Here is a 17,030-nt window from a genome sequence, read left to right as displayed (position 1 = left end):
CTCTCTCGCTGCCGGCCGTATCGCGATGCGGCCGCAGCACCGTGCCTTCCCTCTTCAGTGCCGTCCCACGCGGATGGTGCCATCCGCCGCGACACGTTGCCGCAGCCGGCCATTGTATTAACAACCGTTTCTCCTTCAGGCGCTTCGCGTCCTCCCGCTTGCAACCCAGAGCTACCTCCAATACCGATCCGTCTCGCGCCATCCTGGTGGGCGTGGATTTCGGCAAGCATGATTTCCAGGAAAGCCTGTCCGAACTGGCGCTGCTGACCTCCACGGCCGGATCGCTGCCGGTGCATACACTGACGGGCAAGCGCGCGCGTCCCGACCCGGCGCTGTTCATCGGTTCCGGCAAGGCGGAAGAACTCAAGGAGGCGGCTGACGCGCTCGACGCCGACATCGTCGTGTTCAACCATGCGCTCAGTCCCGCCCAGCAGCGGAATCTGGAGCGATTCCTGAACCGGCATGTCATCGACCGAACCGGCCTGATCCTCGACATCTTCGGCCAGCGTGCGCAAAGCCACGTCGGCAAGGTGCAGGTGGAACTCGCTCAGGTCCAGTACCAGGCGTCGCGCCTGGTTCGTGCATGGAGCCACCTGGAGCGGCAGAAGGGCGGTATCGGCATGCGCGGCGGGCCCGGCGAGCGCCAGCTGGAGTTGGATCGCCGGATGCTCGATGACCGCGCCAAGCGGCTCAAAGCCGACCTGTCGCGGCTCCAGCGCCAGCACCACACCCAGCGCCGTGCCCGCGCGCGCAATGACACGCTCAGCATCTCGCTGGTGGGTTACACCAACGCGGGCAAGTCCACGCTGTTCAACGCGCTGACCAAGGCGCGCGCCTATGCGGCTGACCAGCTGTTTGCCACGCTCGATACGACGTCGCGCCGACTGTTCCTTGAGGGGCTGGGCAATGTGGTGCTGTCGGATACGGTTGGCTTCATCCGCGACCTGCCGACGCAACTGGTGGCGGCGTTCCGCGCCACGCTGGACGAGACCGTGCACGCCGACCTGCTGCTCCACGTAGTGGATGCCTCCAGTCCGGTCCGTCACGAGCAGATCGAACAGGTCAACCGTGTGCTGGCCGAGATCAACGCCTCGGACATCCCGCAGATCGTCGTCATGAACAAGATCGATGCCGCGCCCGAGCTGCTCGAGCAGGGCCCGCGCGTGGAGCGCGACGAGGATGGCGTGCCAAAGCGCGTGTTCCTGTCCGCCCGCGAGGGCATGGGGCTCGATGCGCTGCGCGAGGCCATCGTGGACGTGGCGCGCTGGCTGGCCGAGCAACCGGATGCGCCGGCGCCGTACGACCCGCGCCTGGCCGAGGTGCCGGCGTTGGCCGACGATGCCGTGTTCGATCAGGACGGCTGGGAGGGCGCCCAAGGCCCCGATAGCCCCGATTCGGACCCTCCACGCGCGAATTAAGCAGGCAATCTCATTGTTGTTCGACGAGATTCGCCACCCGATTGGGGATTTTGAGCAAAAGTGATCAAGATGGCTGCTAGAATCCCCCTGTTCCAAACTTCCCGGACCCGTGCACTTCATGCCCCTGTTCCAACGGAATCCTGACTCGCGCTCCGTGCCAGGCAGCCAAGCCCTGCATCCTGCAGGCTGGTCGCGCCTGCGCGCCATCTTCTCGCTGAACGATCCCCGCTGGGGCCGTAACGGTCAGGACGATGAAGACAAGGACAAGGATAAGAATCGCCAGCAGAACCAGCGGCCGCAGGACGGCCCGCCCGACCTCGACGAGCTGTGGCGCGACTTCAACCGCCGCCTGAACGGCCTGCTGGGCCGCAAGGACAATGGCGGCGGTGGCCCGAACTTCGGCAACAGCCCCCGGACGCCGGGCAAGGGCTCGAACATCGGCATGGGCGTGATCGTGGCGGCCGTGGTCGGTATCTGGCTGGCCAGCGGCTTCTTCATGGTGCAGGAAGGCCAGACCGCCGTGATCCTGCAGTTCGGCAAGTTCAAGTACACGACCGGCCCCGGTATCAACTGGCGCATGCCCTGGCCGGTGCAGTCGGCCGAGGTGGTCAACCTGTCGAACGTGCGTTCGGTGGAAGTCGGCCGCGCCACGTCGATCAAGGACAGCAACCTCAAGGACTCGTCGATGCTCACGCAGGACGAGAACATCATCGACGTCCGTTTCACGGTGCAGTACGACATCCAGGACGCCGGCGAATTCCTGTTCTTCAACAAGACCGACCGCGGTGGCGATGAGGAACTCGTGACGCAGGCCGCCGAAACGTCGGTGCGCGAGATCGTGGGCCGTAACAAGATGGATGCGGTGCTGTACGAGAACCGCGAGGAGATCGCGCAGTCGCTGGCCAAGTCGATCCAGGCGATCCTGTCGGCGTACAAGACCGGTATCCGCGTGATCTCGGTCAACGTGCAGAGCGTGCAGCCGCCCGAACAGGTGCAGGCCGCGTTCGATGACGTGAACAAGGCCAGCCAGGATCGCGAACGTGCGATCAGCGAGGGCCAGTCGTACGCCAACGACATCCTGCCGCGTGCCAAGGGTACGGCGGCCCGCCTCAAGGAAGAGGCCGAGGGCTACCGCTCCCGTGTGGTGGCGCAGGCTGAGGGTGACGCGGCCCGCTTCCGCTCGGTGCAGACGGAATACGCGAAGGCGCCGCAGGTGACGCGTGATCGCATCTATCTGGAAACCATGCAGCAGATCTACGCCAACACGAACAAGATCCTCATTGACGCCAAGGGCGGCAACAACCTCCTGTATCTGCCGCTGGACAAGCTGATGTCGCAGGTTCAGGGCACCGCCGCTACGCCCGCGCCGACGCCAGGCACGAGCGCGCCGCCCGTGCCGGAGGCTGGCACCGACATCCGGTCGCGCGAAGGCATGCGCAACCGCGACCGCGATTCGCGCTGAGGAGACCCGTCATGAACCGACTGATTTCCTTTGCGATTGGCCTTTTCATCCTGCTGGCCGTGGTGTCGTCGATGCTGTTCGTGGTCGACCAGCGCCAGTATGCCGTGGTGTTCGCGTTCGGCGAGATCAAGCAGGTGGTGCGCGAGCCCGGCCTGCATTTCAAGCTGCCGCCGCCGCTGCAGAACGTAGTCTTCATGGACCGCCGCCTGCAGACTATCGACGTCGCTGCCAGCGAGCGTTTCCTGACCGCCGAGAAGAAGAGCATGGTGGTGGACTGGTTCGTCAAATGGCGCATCACCGACCCGCGCAAGTTCTTCGTGGCGTTCAACGGCAACGTGCGCGGTGCCCAGGATCGCATGACGCAACGGATCGACTCCGTGGCACGCGAGGAGTTCGGCAAGCGCACCGTGGCCGACGTGGTGGCCGGAGAGCGCGAGAAGGTGATGCAGAACATTCGTGCCGGCATGTCCGAGTACGCGCAGTCGGTGGGCGTCGAGATTCTCGACGTGCGCCTGAAGCGCGTGGACCTGCTGCCTGCGATCAGCGAGTCGGTGTACCGCCGCATGGAGGCCGAGCGCAAGCGCGTGGCCAACGAGCTGCGTTCCACCGGTGCAGCCGAGGGCGAGAAGATCCGCGCCGATGCCGACCGCCAGCGCGAGGTGCTGCTGGCCGAGGCGTATCGCGACGCCCAGGTGGTCAAGGGCGAGGGCGATGCCAAGGCATCGCAGATCTATGCCGACGCTTTTGGCAAGGATCCGAGCTTCGCGCAGTTCTGGCGCAGCATGGAGGCCTATCGCAACACGTTCCGCGACAAGCGCGACGTGATGGTGCTGGAGCCCAATTCCGACTTCTTCCGCTATATGCGCTCGTCTGGCGGCAGCCAGGCTGCCGCGCCCGCAGGCAAGAAGTAGGGCGGCACGCGCAGACTCGCGTGCGTTCGACAAAACCCCGGCCCGCCCGGGGTTTTGTCCGGCTGGAGGGGCCACGCCGAAGTGCGCCGCCGTCCGCGCCGGACAGCCAGGCCGGCCGGTCAGACCAGCCGGCCTGAAACCGTTTTTCAGAGAAGAGATTCACCATGTCCAACCACTGGCTCCTGCCCGAAAACATTGCCGACGTCCTGCCGTCGGAAGCGCGCAAGATCGAAGAACTGCGCCGCCGCATGCTGGACCTGTTCCGCACTTATGGCTACGAGCTGGTCATGCCCCCGATGCTCGAGTACCTGGAGTCGCTGCTGACCGGTACCGGGCATGACCTGGACCTGCGCACGCTGAAGCTGGTGGATCAACTGTCGGGCCGCACCATGGGCCTGCGCGCGGACATCACGCCGCAGGTGGCGCGCATTGACGCCCACCTGCTGAATCGTCCTGGCGTGACGCGCCTGTGCTACGCCGGCAACGTACTGCACGCGCGCCCGGCCGGCTTCCATGCCACGCGCGAGCCGCTGCAGATCGGCGCCGAGATCTACGGCCATGCCGGCCTGGAGGCGGACGTCGAGATCCAGGAACTGATGCTGGCTGCGCTTGAGGCCGCCGGGCTGACCAACGTGCGGCTGGACCTCTGCCACGCCGGCATCCTCGAGGCGCTGCTGGATGGGCTCCCGTCGATCCGCAAGATCGAGGACGCGATGTTCGCCGCGCTGGAGACCAAGGACGTGCCCGCACTGCGCGTGCTGACCGAAGGGCTGCCCCAGACCGAACGTGACGCGCTGCTGGCGCTGCCGACGCTCTACGGCGGCATCGAGGTGATCGCGCGCGCCCGTGCGACGCTGCCGGCCAGCCCGGCCATCGGCCGCGCGCTGGACGAACTGTCGGCACTGGCCGCGCAGGTGCGTGGTGCCAGCGTGAACATCGACCTGTCCGATTTGCGCGGTTACCACTATCACAGCGGCGTGATGTTCACGGCCTATGTGGCGGGTCTGCCCAATTACGTGGCCCGTGGCGGCCGCTACGACAAGGTGGGTGAGGCCTTCGGCCGCGCGCGTCCGGCTACCGGCTTCTCGCTCGATCTGCGCGAGGTGGCGGCGCTGTCGCCGGTGGAAGTCCGCGCCCTGGCGATCTATGCCCCGTGGGACGCGGATCCCGGCCTGCGCACGACCATCGCGTCCTTGCGCGCGACTGGCGAGATCGTGATTCAGTCGCTGCCCGGCCATACTCATGAGCTCGATGAATTCAACTGCGACCGGCAGCTGGTTCGTCAGGGCGATGCCTGGGTGGTGGTGCCGCGCTAACACCCGATTCCGCCGGTGCGCACGACGCGTTCCGGCATTTTCCTCCGCTCTCCATGTGACTTTTTGCGCCTTTTTTCGGCGCAAAATCGCTGTCGCGGTGTCATACGTGCGCCCGAAAATCGGGAACCGTCCGGCAACGAGAGTAGAATACGTTTTTAACCTTCTGACCAATTCAACATGTCCGCATCCGCAGTAGGCCAGGGACGCAATGTCGTCGTGATCGGAACCCAGTGGGGTGACGAAGGCAAAGGGAAAATCGTCGATTGGCTTACCGATCATGCAAAAGGCGTGGTGCGGTTCCAAGGCGGCCACAACGCTGGCCACACGCTCATCATCGGCGGCAAGAAGACCATCCTGCGACTGATCCCGTCCGGGATCATGCGCGAGAGCACCGTCTGCTACATCGGCAACGGCGTCGTGCTGTCGCCCGAGGCACTCTTCCGTGAAATCGAGGAACTCGAGGCCGCCGGGCTGCAGGTACAGAACCGCCTGCGCATCTCCGAAGCCGCCACGCTGATCCTGCCCTACCACGTGGCCATCGACAAGGCTCGTGAAGCGCGCCGTGGCGCCGCCAAGATCGGTACCACCGGCCGTGGCATCGGCCCGGCGTACGAAGACAAGGTTGCCCGCCGCGCGCTGCGCGTGCAGGACCTGTTCGATCCGAAGCACTTCGCCGAGCGCCTGCGCGAGAACGTGGAATTCCACAACTTCATGCTGACCCAGTACCTGGGCGCCGAGGCCGTGGATTACCAGCAGATTCTCGACGAGATGCTGGCATACGCGCCGCGCCTGAAGCCGATGGTGGCGGACGTGTCGGCCGAGTTGTATGCCGTGAACGAGAACGGCGGCAACCTGATGTTCGAAGGCGCGCAGGGCACGCTGCTGGACGTGGACCACGGCACGTATCCGTTCGTCACGTCGAGCAACTGCGTGGCCGGTGCGGCCGCCGCGGGCGCGGGCGTCGGCCCGGGCCGGCTGAACTACATCCTCGGTATCACCAAGGCCTACTGCACGCGCGTTGGTGCGGGCCCGTTCCCGAGTGAGCTGTACGACAACGACAACCCCGCGCGCCAGGACGCCGTGGGCGTGCGTCTGGCCAACGTCGGCAAGGAATTCGGCTCGGTGACCGGCCGTCCGCGCCGCACCGGCTGGCTTGACGCCGCCGCGCTGAAGCGCTCGGTGCAGATTAACGGCGTGTCGGGCCTGTGCATGACCAAACTCGACGTGCTGGACGGCCTGGAAACGATCAAGCTGTGCGTAGGCTACGAGCTCGACGGCAAGACCGTCGATATCCTGCCGCGCGGCTCGGACGCCGTGGCCGCCTGCGTGCCGGTGTACGAGGAATTCCCGGGTTGGAACGAATCGACCTTCGGCGTAAAGCAGTGGGACGCGCTGCCCGAGGCGGCCCGCGTGTACCTGAAGCGGATCGAGGAAGTGGTCGGCATTCCGATCGACATGATCTCGACCGGCCCGGACCGCGACGAAACGATCCTGCTGCGCCACCCGTACCAGGTGGCCTGACGTATCGGTATTACCTGTGAGCATGACCGCGGCGCCACGAGTGCCGCGGCCTCACCAAGCCAATCGGCCCGCGTAATGCGGGCCGAAGCTTTATCGGCTTTGTCTATCGGTCATCGACCAGAGACCTGACCTGAGAGAAGAACAGATCATGAACCTGCCTACCAATGACGAAGAGAACCTGTGGGTCTCTTGGGATGATTACCACCGCCTGATTGCGCGGCTGTCGCTGAACGTGCACGAGTCGGGCTGGAAGTTCGACAAGATCCTGTGCCTGGCGCGCGGCGGCCTGCGCGTGGGCGACCAGATGTCGCGGATTTTCGACGTGCCGCTGGCCATCCTGGCCACCAGTTCATACCGCGAGGCAGCCGGCACGCAGCAGGGCGATCTCGACATCGCCCAATACATCACGATGACGCGCGGCGAGCTGTCAGGCAAGATCCTGCTCGTGGATGACCTTGTCGATTCGGGCGTGACCCTGGAGCGCGTGGGCCGCCACCTGAAGGAGCGCTACCCGGCCGTGACCGACGTGCGCTCGGCCGTGCTTTGGTACAAGGCTTGTTCGAAGGTGGAGCCGGATTACCACGTGACGTTCCTGCCGTCGAACCCCTGGATCCACCAGCCGTTCGAGGAATACGACACGCTGCGTCCGCACAACCTGGCCGCCTGGCTCAAGCGCGGCAAGCGTGCCTCGCTGCTGGACGACGACTCGGCGGCCTGAGCCGGCCGAGCCATCGCCGCGTCGGCTGCGCCGTCCGCGATCCGGACTCAGTAGCCGACCGTGAAGCGCCGGCGCACATGCGCCGGCGCTTCAATCTCGTCGAGCATGGCGATCGCGTAGTCCTCCATCGAGATCGAACTCTTGCCAGCCGCATCGGCCAGCAGTTCCTCCCCGCCGAGGCGGAAATTGCCCGTGCGTTCGCCCGGCAGGAACAGGGCGGAGGGTGACAGGAACGTCCACGCCAGCGCGGTCTCGCCGCGCAGCGCATTCAGGAAGTCACGACCTGCAGCGGCCTCGTCCTTGTACTGGGCCGGGAACGTCGGCGTATCGACCAGTTGCACGCCGGGCGCCACGAACAGGCTGCCCGCGCCACCCACTACCAGCAAGCGCTCGACCCGAGCGGCCTTCACCGCATCGACGATCTGCGGCGCCTTGGCTTGCAGGAACCGCACGGTGCTGATGACGGCATCGTGGCCCGTCAGGGCGGCGGCCAGGGCAGCGCCGTCGGCCACATCTACATTGCGTGCTGTCACGCCGGCGCGGTCCGGCAGGCTGCTGGCCTGGCGGGCGAGGGTGGTCACGGTGTGGCCGCGGCGCAGTGCTTCGTCGGTCAGGCGGGTGCCCACGTTGCCGGTGGCGCCGATGATGGCGATCTTCATGGTTGTTGCCCCTTTGTAGTGGCGATATGAAACTAAACTGGTTACATATCGAGGTAAAAAAATCAGCGCTTGCGGCGCTGTGCGGCGGCGTGTTCGACATTTTCGAGCATGCCGGCAATGGTAATGCCTGCGAGCGTGGCGTCCATGGCAGCTTGCGCCCGGTCTGCCACCTGGCGCAGCGCCCCGGTGATTTCACGGCCGACCATGCAGGCCGGGTTGGGCGCGCTCTGGTGCAGCGTGATCATCGACGGTGTTTCCACAGCCCGGAACACTTCGAGCAATGTAATGGCCGATGCGGGCCGCGCGAGCATGGCGCCGCCGGTGCTGCCCATCGTGGTGGTCACGAATCCCGCGTCGGTCAAGGCGCCGATCATGCGCCGGATCAGTGCCGGGTTCGTGCCGACGCTGCCGGCGATCATCGACGACGGCACGGGGCCGTCGCTCTGCGCGAGCAGGGTCAGGATATGAACGGCGACGGCAAACCGGCTGCTGGTACTCATGGGGCGAATCTCAATGTGAAACCATCATAGTTACAGATGTCCGGGCTGTCAACGCGGTAAATGGCCATTGTTGCCGTTTGTTTTTCGCCAAGGGTGGCCGAATCGTGCCGGATAATGCTGGAATCGGCACTGAAACTGATACACTCATCGACGGCGCCATGCCGCCAATGAATTCACAGCCGGAAAGGCATAGAGGGGAGTGCGGATTTGCAGGTTTCTCGGATCAGCGTCGGCAGCGCGAAAAACAATGCGATGCCGCAAAACAAAAAGCCCGCAACTTGCGTTGCGGGCTTCTCGCTGAAACCTGGTGCCCAGGAGAGGACTCGAACCTCCACAGTGTTGCCACCGCTAGGACCTGAACCTAGTGCGTCTACCAATTCCGCCACCTGGGCAGGTGTCGAAACAACCGAAGCCGCCATTATAGCGACCGTAAAACGTTTGTCAAATAGTTTCCAGAAAAATTGAATCAGAACAACTATCCGATCCCTAGCCGGGAAGAAATCCTCGGCGTGCTGAGAACTTCGGGGTCGCCGCAATCGGCAGGCGATATCGCCAAGGCCCTGGCCGTTACGCGCAAGGAGCACGACGGCTTCCAGAAGCGCCTCGCCGCCATGGAGCGCGACGGCCAGATCGAACTGAACCGCAAGGGCCGCTACGAGCTGGCCCATCAACCGAATTTCATCGTCGGCCGCGTGCAGGGGCACCGCGACGGTTTCGGTTTCCTGATTCGCGATGACGGCGAGGACGACATCTTCCTGCCAGAGCGCGAACTCCAGAAGGCGATGCACAACGACCGTGCGCAAGTGCGCGTGGTGGGCTACGACCGCCGTGGCCGCCCGGAAGGGCAGATCGTCGAGATCGTCGAGCGCGCCAACCGCTATGTGATTGGCCGCCTGCTGTCCGAAAACGGCGTGCTGGTGGTAGCGCCCGAGGACAAGCGCATCGGTCAGGACATCCTGATTCCGCCCAAGCAGCAGGGCAAGGCCCGCGTGGGGCAGGTGGTCAGCGTGGAGCTGATCGAGTATCCGGACCGCTACGTGCAGCCAGTGGGCCGCGTGGTGGAAGTGCTGGGAGATATCGACGATCCCGGCATGGAGATCGAGATCGCCGTGCGCAAGTACGGCGTGCCGCATGAGTTCTCGCCGGCCGCCGCCAAGGAAGCGCAGGGGCTGCCGGACGAGGTGCGCGAGGCTGACCTCGACCATCGCATCGACTTGCGCGACATCCCGCTGGTCACCATCGATGGCGAGGACGCGCGCGACTTCGACGATGCCGTCTACTGCGAGCCGGTCAAGATTGGCCGGGCCAAGGGCTGGCGCCTGATCGTGGCGATTGCCGATGTGTCGCACTACGTGCGCCCCGGCACGCCACTGGACGCCGATGCGCTGGATCGCGCCACGTCGGTCTACTTCCCGCGCCGCGTGATTCCGATGCTGCCCGAGAAGCTGTCCAACGGCCTCTGCTCGCTGAACCCGCAGGTGGACCGCCTGTGCATGGTCTGCGACGCGGTGATCACGGCCAAGGGCGAGCTCAAGGGCTACCAGTTCTACCCGGCGGTGATGCACTCCAAGGCGCGCCTGACCTACAACGAGGTCTGGGCCGTGCTGTCGAACACCAAGGGTCCCGAGGCGCACAAGCGCGGCGACCTGGTGCCCCATCTGCAGAACCTGTACGAGCTGTTCCAGGTTCTGCTCAAGGCGCGACGCGAGCGCGGGGCAATCGACTTCGACACCACCGAGACCTACATCGTCTGCAACGCGCAGGGCAAGATCGAGCAGATCCTGCCGCGCACCCGCAACGACGCGCACCGGCTGATCGAGGAGTGCATGCTGACGGCCAACGTCTGCGCGGCCGACTTCCTCGAGCGCTTCAAGCATCCGGCGCTGTACCGCATCCACGCGGGCCCGAGCGAGGAAAAACTCAAGAATCTGCGGGAGTTCCTGCGCACGTCCGGCCTGTCACTGGGCGGCGGCGACAAGCCGCAGGCATCGGACTACGCCGAGGTGATGGACAAGATCAAGTCCCGCCCGGACGCGGCGATGCTCCAGACCATGCTGCTGCGCTCGATGCAGCAGGCGGTCTACAGCCCCGACAACATCGGCCACTTCGGTCTCGCGTATGAGGCATATGCCCACTTCACGAGCCCGATCCGCCGCTATCCCGACCTGCTCGTGCACCGCGCGATCAAGGCCGTGCTGGCGCACACCAAGTATCAGCCGGCGTTCCCGCCTGGCACCGAACTGAACACGGCCGTCTCGCCCAAGGCGCGCCGCATGAATGCGGCCGACGCCGAGAAGAAGGCGCAGAACTCGGCCGCCCGGGCCAAGCGCAATGAGGCGATCTGGGACGAGCTGGGCCTGCACTGCTCGGCGAACGAGCGCCGGGCCGACGAGGCCTCGCGTGACGTGGAAGCCTGGCTGAAGTGCTACTTCATGCGCGACAAGCTCGGCAGCGACTTCGCCGGCACGGTCAGCGCGGTTACCTCGTTCGGCATCTTCGTACAGCTCGACGAACTCTATGTCGAAGGGCTGGTGCACGTGACCGAACTGGGCAGCGACTACTTCCAGTTCGACGAGGCGCGTAACGAACTGCGCGGCGAGCGCACGGGTATCCGCTATCGGTTGACCGACCGCGTGCGCGTGCAGGTGTCGCGCGTGGATCTGGACGCCCGCAAGATCGATTTCCGCCTGGTGCAGGAGCCGTCGGCCAAGACGCTGCGCGCCCGCACGACGGGACCCGAGGTGCAGCCGCGTGTGCCGGCCGCCCACGCGGTGCCCGCGCGCAAGAAGGGCCGCCAGCTGGCTGCGCTGCTTGGCGGCACGTCGAAGCCCGAGGAATCGTTCGACGAGACGCTGGACCGCGTGATCGAGGAGCAGCCGGTATTCGAGGCCGTGATGACGCCGCTGAAGCCGCATGTCGGCCATGCGCCGCATGGCAAGACCGGCGGCAAGCCGGCCAAGCGCGCGGCCAAGCCCAAGCCCGCGCACCTCGAGAAGCCACGCAAGCCCACGGCCAAGCGGACCGCCAAGGCGGCGGCCAAGACCGCCCGCCCGGCACGCAAGCGGTAAAACACGCGGCGCCGGGGTGGCCATGGCGGGTACAATCCCGCCATGGCCAAACACAAACTCCTGATCGGCTTTCATGCCGTGAACGCACGCCTTCGCCAAGACGCGAAGAGCGTGTCCGACATCTATATCGAATCCAACCGGCGCGACCGCCGCATGCAGGACTTTATCCGCCTCGCGGAAAGCCTGAGCGTGCGCCTGCACCCGGTGGATGCCGACCGCCTGCGCGGCATGGCCGGCACCGATCGCCACCAGGGCGTGGTGGCGCGCGCCGACGACATCTCGCTGGCACTCAATCTGGACGAACTGCTCGATAGCATCGAAGGCACGCCGCTGCTGCTGGTGCTCGATGGCGTGACTGATCCGCACAACCTCGGCGCCTGCCTGCGCGTGGCCGATGGCGCCGGCGCGCACGCGGTGATCGCCCCGAAGGACCGCAGCGTCGGGCTGAACACCACGGTGGCCAAGGTGGCCAGCGGCGCGGCCGAAACCGTGCCCTACATCACCGTGACCAACCTCGCGCGCACGCTGCGCGAGCTGCAGGAACGCGGCATCTGGGTGGTTGGCACGGCTGACGGCACCGAGAAGACGCTGTACGACTTGGATCTCAAGGGCCCGATGGCGATCGTCATGGGTGCCGAAGGCGAGGGCATGCGCCGGCTGACCCGCGAGACCTGCGACGAACTGGTCGGCATTCCGATGGCGGGCGGCGTGGAAAGCCTGAACGTCTCGGTGGCGAGCGGCGTCTGCCTGTACGAAGCGGTACGCCAGCGCCGGCTGCCGCGCTGACATCGGCCTATCGGCGATGATTCTGGACGCGGCATTGCTCGCCCAGGCGCGCGACCGGATCGCGGCGGCCAGCCAGATCTTCGTGCTGACCGGCGCCGGGGTCTCGGCGGAATCGGGCGTGCCGACGTTCCGTGACGCGCTGACCGGCCTCTGGGCCCGCTTCGACCCCGAAGAGCTCGCCACCGAGGCTGCGTACCGGCGCCAGCCGGCGTTGGTCTGGCAGTGGTACGAGCACCGCCGGGCGATGGTTTCTGCCACCCAGCCCAATCCCGCGCACTTCGCACTGGCGCAGCTGGCCGACCAGAGACCGGTCACGCTGGTCACGCAGAACATCGACGGATTGCACCAGCAGGCCGGCAGCCAGCAAGTGATCGAGCTGCACGGCAACCTGTTTGCCAATAAATGGCTGGATGGCTGCGGACGGTGCGACACGGTGCCGCCGGTGCCGGGCGAGCCGCCCCATTGCGCGCTGTGCGGCGCGATGATGCGGCCCGGAGTGGTCTGGTTTGGCGAGGATCTGCCACGCGTGGCGCGCTATCGCGCCGAGCACGCGGCGGAAACCTGCGATCTGTGCCTGGTGGTCGGCACGTCGGGGCTGGTGTACCCGGCGGCGGCGCTGCCGGGCATGGCCCGGGAGAACGGGGCGTTCGTGATCGTGGTCAATCCGCAGCCGTCGGCGCTGGACGCCACCGCGGACCTCGTGCTGGCGGCGCCAGCAGGGCAATGCCTGCCGGCGCTGTGGTAGCGGCCTAGGCGGCCAGCTCTCCCACCAGCTTTTCCAGCTTCACCGCGTCGGCAGCGAACAGGCGGATGCCTTCGGCCAGCTTCTCGGTGGCCATCGCGTCCTCGTTCAGTTGCCAGCGGAAGGCCGGCTCGTCGGCCACGACGCGCGCCACATTCGCCGCCTGCGCCTGCTCCACCGACAGCTTGCGCTCGACCGTGCCGCGCCCGGCCGCCAGTTGCTCGAGCAGTTCCGGGCTGATGGTCAGCAGGTCGCAGCCGGCCAGGGCCAGGATCTGGCCGGTGCTGCGGAAGCTCGCGCCCATCACCTCGGTCGCATGGCCGAAACTCTTGTAGTAATCGTAGATCTGCCGCACCGACCGCACGCCCGGGTCGTTGTCGCCGGCATTGGCGTTGGCGTCCCACTTGTCGCCGGCCTGCTTCTTGTACCAGTCGAGGATGCGGCCCACGAACGGGGAGATCAGCTGCGCGCCGGCCTCGGCGCAGGCCACGGCCTGCACCAGCGAGAACAGCAGCGTCATATTGCAGCGGATGTTCTCGCGCTGGAGGATTTCCGCGGCCTTGATGCCTTCCCAGGTGGAGGCGATCTTGATCAGCACGCGCTCCCGCGCCACGCCGCGCTGCTCGTACAGGCCGATCAGGTGGCGCGCCTTGTCCACGGTGGCCTGGGTATCGAACGAGAGCCGCGCATCAACCTCCGTGGACACGCGGCCCGGCACGATGGCCAGGATCTCGCAGCCGAAGGCGATCAGGAGCTGGTCCATCACGGCGTCCAGGCCTGCGCTGCCATGATGGTCGCGCACAGCCTGCTCGAGCAGGGGCCGATATTCGGCTTTCTGCACCGCCTTGAGAATCAGGGACGGATTGGTGGTCGCGTCCTGCGGCGTGTACTGCTTCATCAGCTGGAAGTCGCCAGTATCGGCCACTACCGTGGTGAATTGTCTCAGTTGCTCTAGCTCGGTCATGATCTGTTCCATCCGGTTCCGTCAGTTGCCGCCCGCTTGGGAAGTCAGCTTTCATTGTAACGGCGCTGGCACGGTTGGAAACACCGCCGTCACACGCCGATCCGCTACACTACGCGTTTCCCCCCAAGCAATCAGGCTGTTTTCACATGACGCAGGATGAACTCAAGGCGCTGGTGGCGCAAGCCGCCGCCGACTACGTGAAGCAGGAAGTGCCCCAGGGCGCCGTACTCGGCGTGGGCACCGGCTCCACCGCCAACCTCTTCATCGACGCCATCGCGGCGTTCAAGGAGCGCTTCTCGGGCGCGGTGTCCAGCTCGGAGGCTTCCACGCGACGCCTGCAGCAGCACGGCATCCAGGTGCTGGACCTGAACGAAGTGGACGAGATTCCCGTCTACGTGGACGGCGCCGACGAGATCGACGCCTCGGGCGCCATGATCAAGGGCGGCGGCGGCGCGCTGACGCGCGAGAAGATCGTGGCCGCCGTGGCCGGCCGCTTTGTCTGCATCGCCGATGGCAGCAAGCTCGTGGACACGCTCGGCGCCTTCCCGCTGCCGGTGGAGGTGATCCCGATGGCACGTGCCGCTGTGGCGCGCAAGCTCGCCGCGCTGGGCGGCCAGCCGCGCCTGCGCATGACCAAGGAAGGCGGCATCTACAAGACTGACAACGGCAACGTGATTCTGGACGTCTCGGCGCTGCGCATCAGCCAGCCCAAGGACATCGAGCAGCAGATCAACCAGATCCCGGGCGTGGTGACGGTGGGCCTGTTCGCGCTGCGTGGCGCGGATGTGCTGCTGCTGGGCACGGAGCAGGGCGTGCAACGCACGGACTACTAATAGGATGTATGGCCCGAGCGGCCCGAGCGGCCCGAGCCGCTCAGCCAGTCGCCCATGAAAAAGGGGTGCTTGATAAAGCACCCCTTTTTGTTTTTCCAGACTGGCGAATCAGTTCGCTGGCGGCACGTAGCCGGCGGCAGCATCGGCGCCTTCGCCGAAGAAGTACTTTTCGGTCTGCTTGAGCAGATATTGGCGCGCGCGGGCGTCGGCCATGTTCAGACGATTCTCATTGATCAGCATGGTCTGATGCTTGAGCCAACCGGCCCAGGCTTCCTTCGACACGCTTTGCCAGATCTTCTTGCCAAGTTCGCCCGGCAGCGGCGGGAAGTCGAGGCCTTCGGCTTCCTTGTTCAGCTTGATGCAATGGACCATGCGGGCCATGTGAAACTCCTTGTTCGTGGCGCTTTTGTGGTGCGAGGGGACGCCGATTCGTGATGCCGGTTCTGGGCGGCTGCGTGGCCGCTATTGTAGCCAAGCCCGGCCAAGGCTGGGCTTGGCCCTGCCGGCGTTACAGTTTCTTCATCAGCACCATCGACTTGCGCTGCCAGTTATAGAGCTTGCGCTTGTCCTCGGGCAGGTCGTCCACGGTGGCGTGGACGAAGCCACGCTTCAGGAACCAGTGCTCGGTGCGTGTGGTGAGCACGAACAGCCGGTCCAGCCCCAGCGCGCGGGCGCGGCGCTCGATGCGCTTGAGCAGTCGCTCGCCGTCGCCGGTGCCCTGGGCCTCGGCCGAGACCGTCAGGCAGGCCATCTCGCCCATGTTCTCGCGCGGGAATTCGTAGAGCGCGGCGCAGCCGAACAGCACGCCATCGTGCTCGATCACCGAGAAATTGCCGATATCCCGCTCGATCAGGTGACGTCCACGTGGCACCAGCGTGCCATCGGCCTCGAGCGGTGCAATCAGTTGCAGGATGCCGCCCACGTCGTCGAGCGTGGCTTCCCGCAGGCTTTCCAGGTCGGTATCGGACACCATGGTGCCCACGCCATCGTGCAGGAACAGTTCCAGCAGTACCGAGCCGTCAAGCGAATAGGGGATCAGGTGCGCGCGCGGCACGCCGCCCTTGAGCGCCTTGACCAGATGTTCGAGGTAATAGGCCACGTCCGGCGGCAGGTGGTTGTTCTGCAACCGCTCCACGGCCGTGCGCAGCGACATCTCCTTCATCAGCTTGCCCACCGGGTCCGGCACGCCGGGCACTTCGGTGATGAAGATCAGCTTGTCGGCCTTCAGCGCGCTGGCGGTGGCGCTGGCCACGTCTTCCATCGACAGGTTGAACGCCTGCCCGGTGGGCGAGAAGCCCAGCGGCGACAGCAGTACTACCTTGCCGTGCGAGAGCGACATGTGCATCGAGTCGTAGTCGATCTTGCGCACCAGCCCGGTGTGCTGGTAGTCGACGCCATTGACGATACCCACCGGCCGCGCGGTGATGAAGTTGCCGGAGACCACCGACAGCTGCGCGCCGGCCATCGGCGTGTTCGGCAGGCCCTGGCTGAAGGCGGCCTCGATGTCCAGCCGCAGTTCGCCGGCGGCCTCCTTGGCGCATTCGAGCGCGGCGTTGTCCGTAATGCGCACGCCGTCCGCGTACTGGGATTCCACATGGCGCAATGCCAGCTGCTCTTCCACCTGCGGGCGGGAGCCGAAGACCAGCACGATCTGCATGCCCATGGCGTGCAGCAGCGCCACGTCGTTGACGAGCGCGTTGAGCACGCCGGCCTTGACCATCTCGCCGCTGAAGGCGATTACGAAGGTCTTGCCGCGGAAGGCGTGGATATAGGGTGCGACGGCGCGCAGCCAGTCCACGAACTGCTGGTGGTCCGGGCCGCTGGCCTCGGCCAGCTCGGCGGCGGCCGTGGCGGACGGGATGGGCGTGGCGGGTTCGGCGACGGGAAGGGGGGCTGCGCTCAGGGCAGCGGGGGCATCTTCGTCGGGGGCGACAGGGGCCGGAGCAGGCGCCTGCGCATTGGAGGTTCTGGCGTTCATGCCGCGGATTATAATCCCGGCCAATGTCAGCACAACGCCCCGTCAAACCTGTTTCCCGGCCGCCACGCCCGCCTCGTCCACCCCGTGAGGCGCGCCCGGCGGGCCAGCCCCCCGAGCAGCGGCCCCAGGAGTCTTCCGAGCAGCGGCGCGAGCC

General features: G+C 66.0%; 15 protein-coding genes and 1 tRNA gene. 10 read left to right on the top strand and 6 right to left on the bottom strand.

Translation table 11 applies throughout. The features are described from left to right. The first annotated feature begins 158 nt into the window (after positions 1–158). From hflX to KHO18_RS22925, 6 genes are all read left to right on the top strand, one after another. Positions 159–1,418: a GTPase HflX gene (hflX, locus tag KHO18_RS22950; RefSeq protein WP_211943950.1), complete on the top strand. Its 1,260-nt coding sequence runs from the start codon at positions 159–161 to the stop codon at positions 1,416–1,418. Positions 1,419–1,536: 118 nt separating this feature from the next. Then, positions 1,537–2,880, top strand: coding sequence for an FtsH protease activity modulator HflK (gene hflK / locus KHO18_RS22945; RefSeq protein WP_144200861.1), 1,344 nt, complete (start codon positions 1,537–1,539; stop codon positions 2,878–2,880). Positions 2,881–2,891: 11 nt separating this feature from the next. After that, positions 2,892–3,791 carry a protease modulator HflC gene (gene hflC / locus KHO18_RS22940; protein ID WP_144200858.1) on the top strand — a complete coding sequence of 300 codons (900 nt, stop codon included), beginning with the start codon at positions 2,892–2,894 and terminating at the stop codon, positions 3,789–3,791. Between the two features lie 164 nt (positions 3,792–3,955). After that, the gene (locus tag KHO18_RS22935) at positions 3,956–5,107 is read left to right on the top strand and encodes an ATP phosphoribosyltransferase regulatory subunit (protein ID WP_211943949.1); all 1,152 of its coding nucleotides are present in this window, start codon (positions 3,956–3,958) and stop codon (positions 5,105–5,107) included. A gap of 177 nt (positions 5,108–5,284) precedes the next feature. Next, positions 5,285–6,628: an adenylosuccinate synthase gene (locus KHO18_RS22930; protein WP_144200854.1), complete on the top strand. Its 1,344-nt coding sequence runs from the start codon at positions 5,285–5,287 to the stop codon at positions 6,626–6,628. 148 nt (positions 6,629–6,776) lie between these two features. Then, positions 6,777–7,346 (top strand): phosphoribosyltransferase, encoded by a 570-nt coding sequence (locus KHO18_RS22925; RefSeq protein ID WP_144200852.1) that lies wholly within the window; start codon positions 6,777–6,779, stop codon positions 7,344–7,346. Positions 7,347–7,393: 47 nt separating this feature from the next. Here KHO18_RS22925 and KHO18_RS22920 read toward each other — a convergent pair whose 3' ends face one another. From KHO18_RS22920 to KHO18_RS22910, 3 genes are all read right to left on the bottom strand, one after another. After that, positions 7,394–8,005, bottom strand: coding sequence for an NAD(P)-dependent oxidoreductase (locus KHO18_RS22920; protein WP_211943948.1), 612 nt, complete (start codon positions 8,003–8,005; stop codon positions 7,394–7,396). 62 nt (positions 8,006–8,067) lie between these two features. Beyond that, positions 8,068–8,505 carry an Rrf2 family transcriptional regulator gene (locus KHO18_RS22915; RefSeq protein WP_144200848.1) on the bottom strand — a complete coding sequence of 146 codons (438 nt, stop codon included), beginning with the start codon at positions 8,503–8,505 and terminating at the stop codon, positions 8,068–8,070. A gap of 305 nt (positions 8,506–8,810) precedes the next feature. Beyond that, positions 8,811–8,897, bottom strand: a tRNA-Leu gene (locus tag KHO18_RS22910). A 69-nt stretch (positions 8,898–8,966) separates the two neighbouring features. Between KHO18_RS22910 and rnr the strand changes: the two genes are divergently transcribed. From rnr to KHO18_RS22895, 3 genes are read left to right on the top strand one after another with little or no spacing between them, the layout of a single operon-like run. Next, positions 8,967–11,573: a ribonuclease R gene (rnr, locus tag KHO18_RS22905; protein WP_144200846.1), complete on the top strand. Its 2,607-nt coding sequence runs from the start codon at positions 8,967–8,969 to the stop codon at positions 11,571–11,573. A gap of 42 nt (positions 11,574–11,615) precedes the next feature. Further along, positions 11,616–12,359, top strand: a complete 744-nt coding sequence (gene rlmB / locus KHO18_RS22900; protein WP_144200844.1) for a 23S rRNA (guanosine(2251)-2'-O)-methyltransferase RlmB — start codon at positions 11,616–11,618, stop codon at positions 12,357–12,359. A 16-nt stretch (positions 12,360–12,375) separates the two neighbouring features. Further along, positions 12,376–13,104 carry an SIR2 family NAD-dependent protein deacylase gene (locus tag KHO18_RS22895; RefSeq protein ID WP_186296938.1) on the top strand — a complete coding sequence of 243 codons (729 nt, stop codon included), beginning with the start codon at positions 12,376–12,378 and terminating at the stop codon, positions 13,102–13,104. A gap of 4 nt (positions 13,105–13,108) precedes the next feature. Here KHO18_RS22895 and tal read toward each other — a convergent pair whose 3' ends face one another. Next, the gene (gene tal / locus KHO18_RS22890; protein ID WP_211943947.1) at positions 13,109–14,065 is read right to left on the bottom strand and encodes a transaldolase; all 957 of its coding nucleotides are present in this window, start codon (positions 14,063–14,065) and stop codon (positions 13,109–13,111) included. A 146-nt stretch (positions 14,066–14,211) separates the two neighbouring features. On the opposite strand from tal, the gene rpiA reads away from it, so the two are divergent. Continuing rightward, positions 14,212–14,898, top strand: a complete 687-nt coding sequence (gene rpiA, locus KHO18_RS22885) for a ribose-5-phosphate isomerase RpiA (RefSeq protein ID WP_144200840.1) — start codon at positions 14,212–14,214, stop codon at positions 14,896–14,898. Between the two features lie 108 nt (positions 14,899–15,006). Here rpiA and KHO18_RS22880 read toward each other — a convergent pair whose 3' ends face one another. Continuing rightward, complete coding sequence (locus KHO18_RS22880; RefSeq protein ID WP_144200838.1) at positions 15,007–15,279, bottom strand: oxidative damage protection protein; 273 nt, start codon at positions 15,277–15,279, stop codon at positions 15,007–15,009. 127 nt (positions 15,280–15,406) lie between these two features. Continuing rightward, positions 15,407–16,876 carry an amino-acid N-acetyltransferase gene (gene argA / locus KHO18_RS22875; RefSeq protein ID WP_211943946.1) on the bottom strand — a complete coding sequence of 490 codons (1,470 nt, stop codon included), beginning with the start codon at positions 16,874–16,876 and terminating at the stop codon, positions 15,407–15,409. Between the last annotated feature and the right edge of the window lie 154 nt (positions 16,877–17,030).

It is taken from the genome of Cupriavidus campinensis (assembly GCF_905397395.1).
GTDB lineage: Bacteria > Pseudomonadota > Gammaproteobacteria > Burkholderiales > Burkholderiaceae > Cupriavidus > Cupriavidus campinensis.
Note: the sequence above shows the minus strand (reverse complement) of the source record. Positions and strands in the feature narration are given on the sequence as shown.

Excerpts from the sequence above, each read along its gene's own strand:
- KHO18_RS22935 (WP_211943949.1), top strand. The coding sequence starts at position 3,956 with ATGTCCAACCACTGGCTCCTGCCCGAAAACATTGCCGACGTCCTGCCG.
- rpiA (WP_144200840.1), top strand. The coding sequence starts at position 14,212 with ATGACGCAGGATGAACTCAAGGCGCTGGTGGCGCAAGCCGCCGCCGAC.
- KHO18_RS22925 (WP_144200852.1), top strand. The coding sequence starts at position 6,777 with ATGAACCTGCCTACCAATGACGAAGAGAACCTGTGGGTCTCTTGGGAT.
- KHO18_RS22930 (WP_144200854.1), top strand. The coding sequence starts at position 5,285 with ATGTCCGCATCCGCAGTAGGCCAGGGACGCAATGTCGTCGTGATCGGA.
- KHO18_RS22915 (WP_144200848.1), bottom strand. The coding sequence starts at position 8,505 with ATGAGTACCAGCAGCCGGTTTGCCGTCGCCGTTCATATCCTGACCCTG.
- argA (WP_211943946.1), bottom strand. The coding sequence starts at position 16,876 with ATGAACGCCAGAACCTCCAATGCGCAGGCGCCTGCTCCGGCCCCTGTC.
- KHO18_RS22920 (WP_211943948.1), bottom strand. The coding sequence starts at position 8,005 with ATGAAGATCGCCATCATCGGCGCCACCGGCAACGTGGGCACCCGCCTG.
- KHO18_RS22880 (WP_144200838.1), bottom strand. The coding sequence starts at position 15,279 with ATGGCCCGCATGGTCCATTGCATCAAGCTGAACAAGGAAGCCGAAGGC.
- hflK (WP_144200861.1), top strand. The coding sequence starts at position 1,537 with ATGCCCCTGTTCCAACGGAATCCTGACTCGCGCTCCGTGCCAGGCAGC.
- tal (WP_211943947.1), bottom strand. The coding sequence starts at position 14,065 with ATGACCGAGCTAGAGCAACTGAGACAATTCACCACGGTAGTGGCCGAT.
- KHO18_RS22895 (WP_186296938.1), top strand. The coding sequence starts at position 12,376 with ATGATTCTGGACGCGGCATTGCTCGCCCAGGCGCGCGACCGGATCGCG.
- rlmB (WP_144200844.1), top strand. The coding sequence starts at position 11,616 with ATGGCCAAACACAAACTCCTGATCGGCTTTCATGCCGTGAACGCACGC.
- hflC (WP_144200858.1), top strand. The coding sequence starts at position 2,892 with ATGAACCGACTGATTTCCTTTGCGATTGGCCTTTTCATCCTGCTGGCC.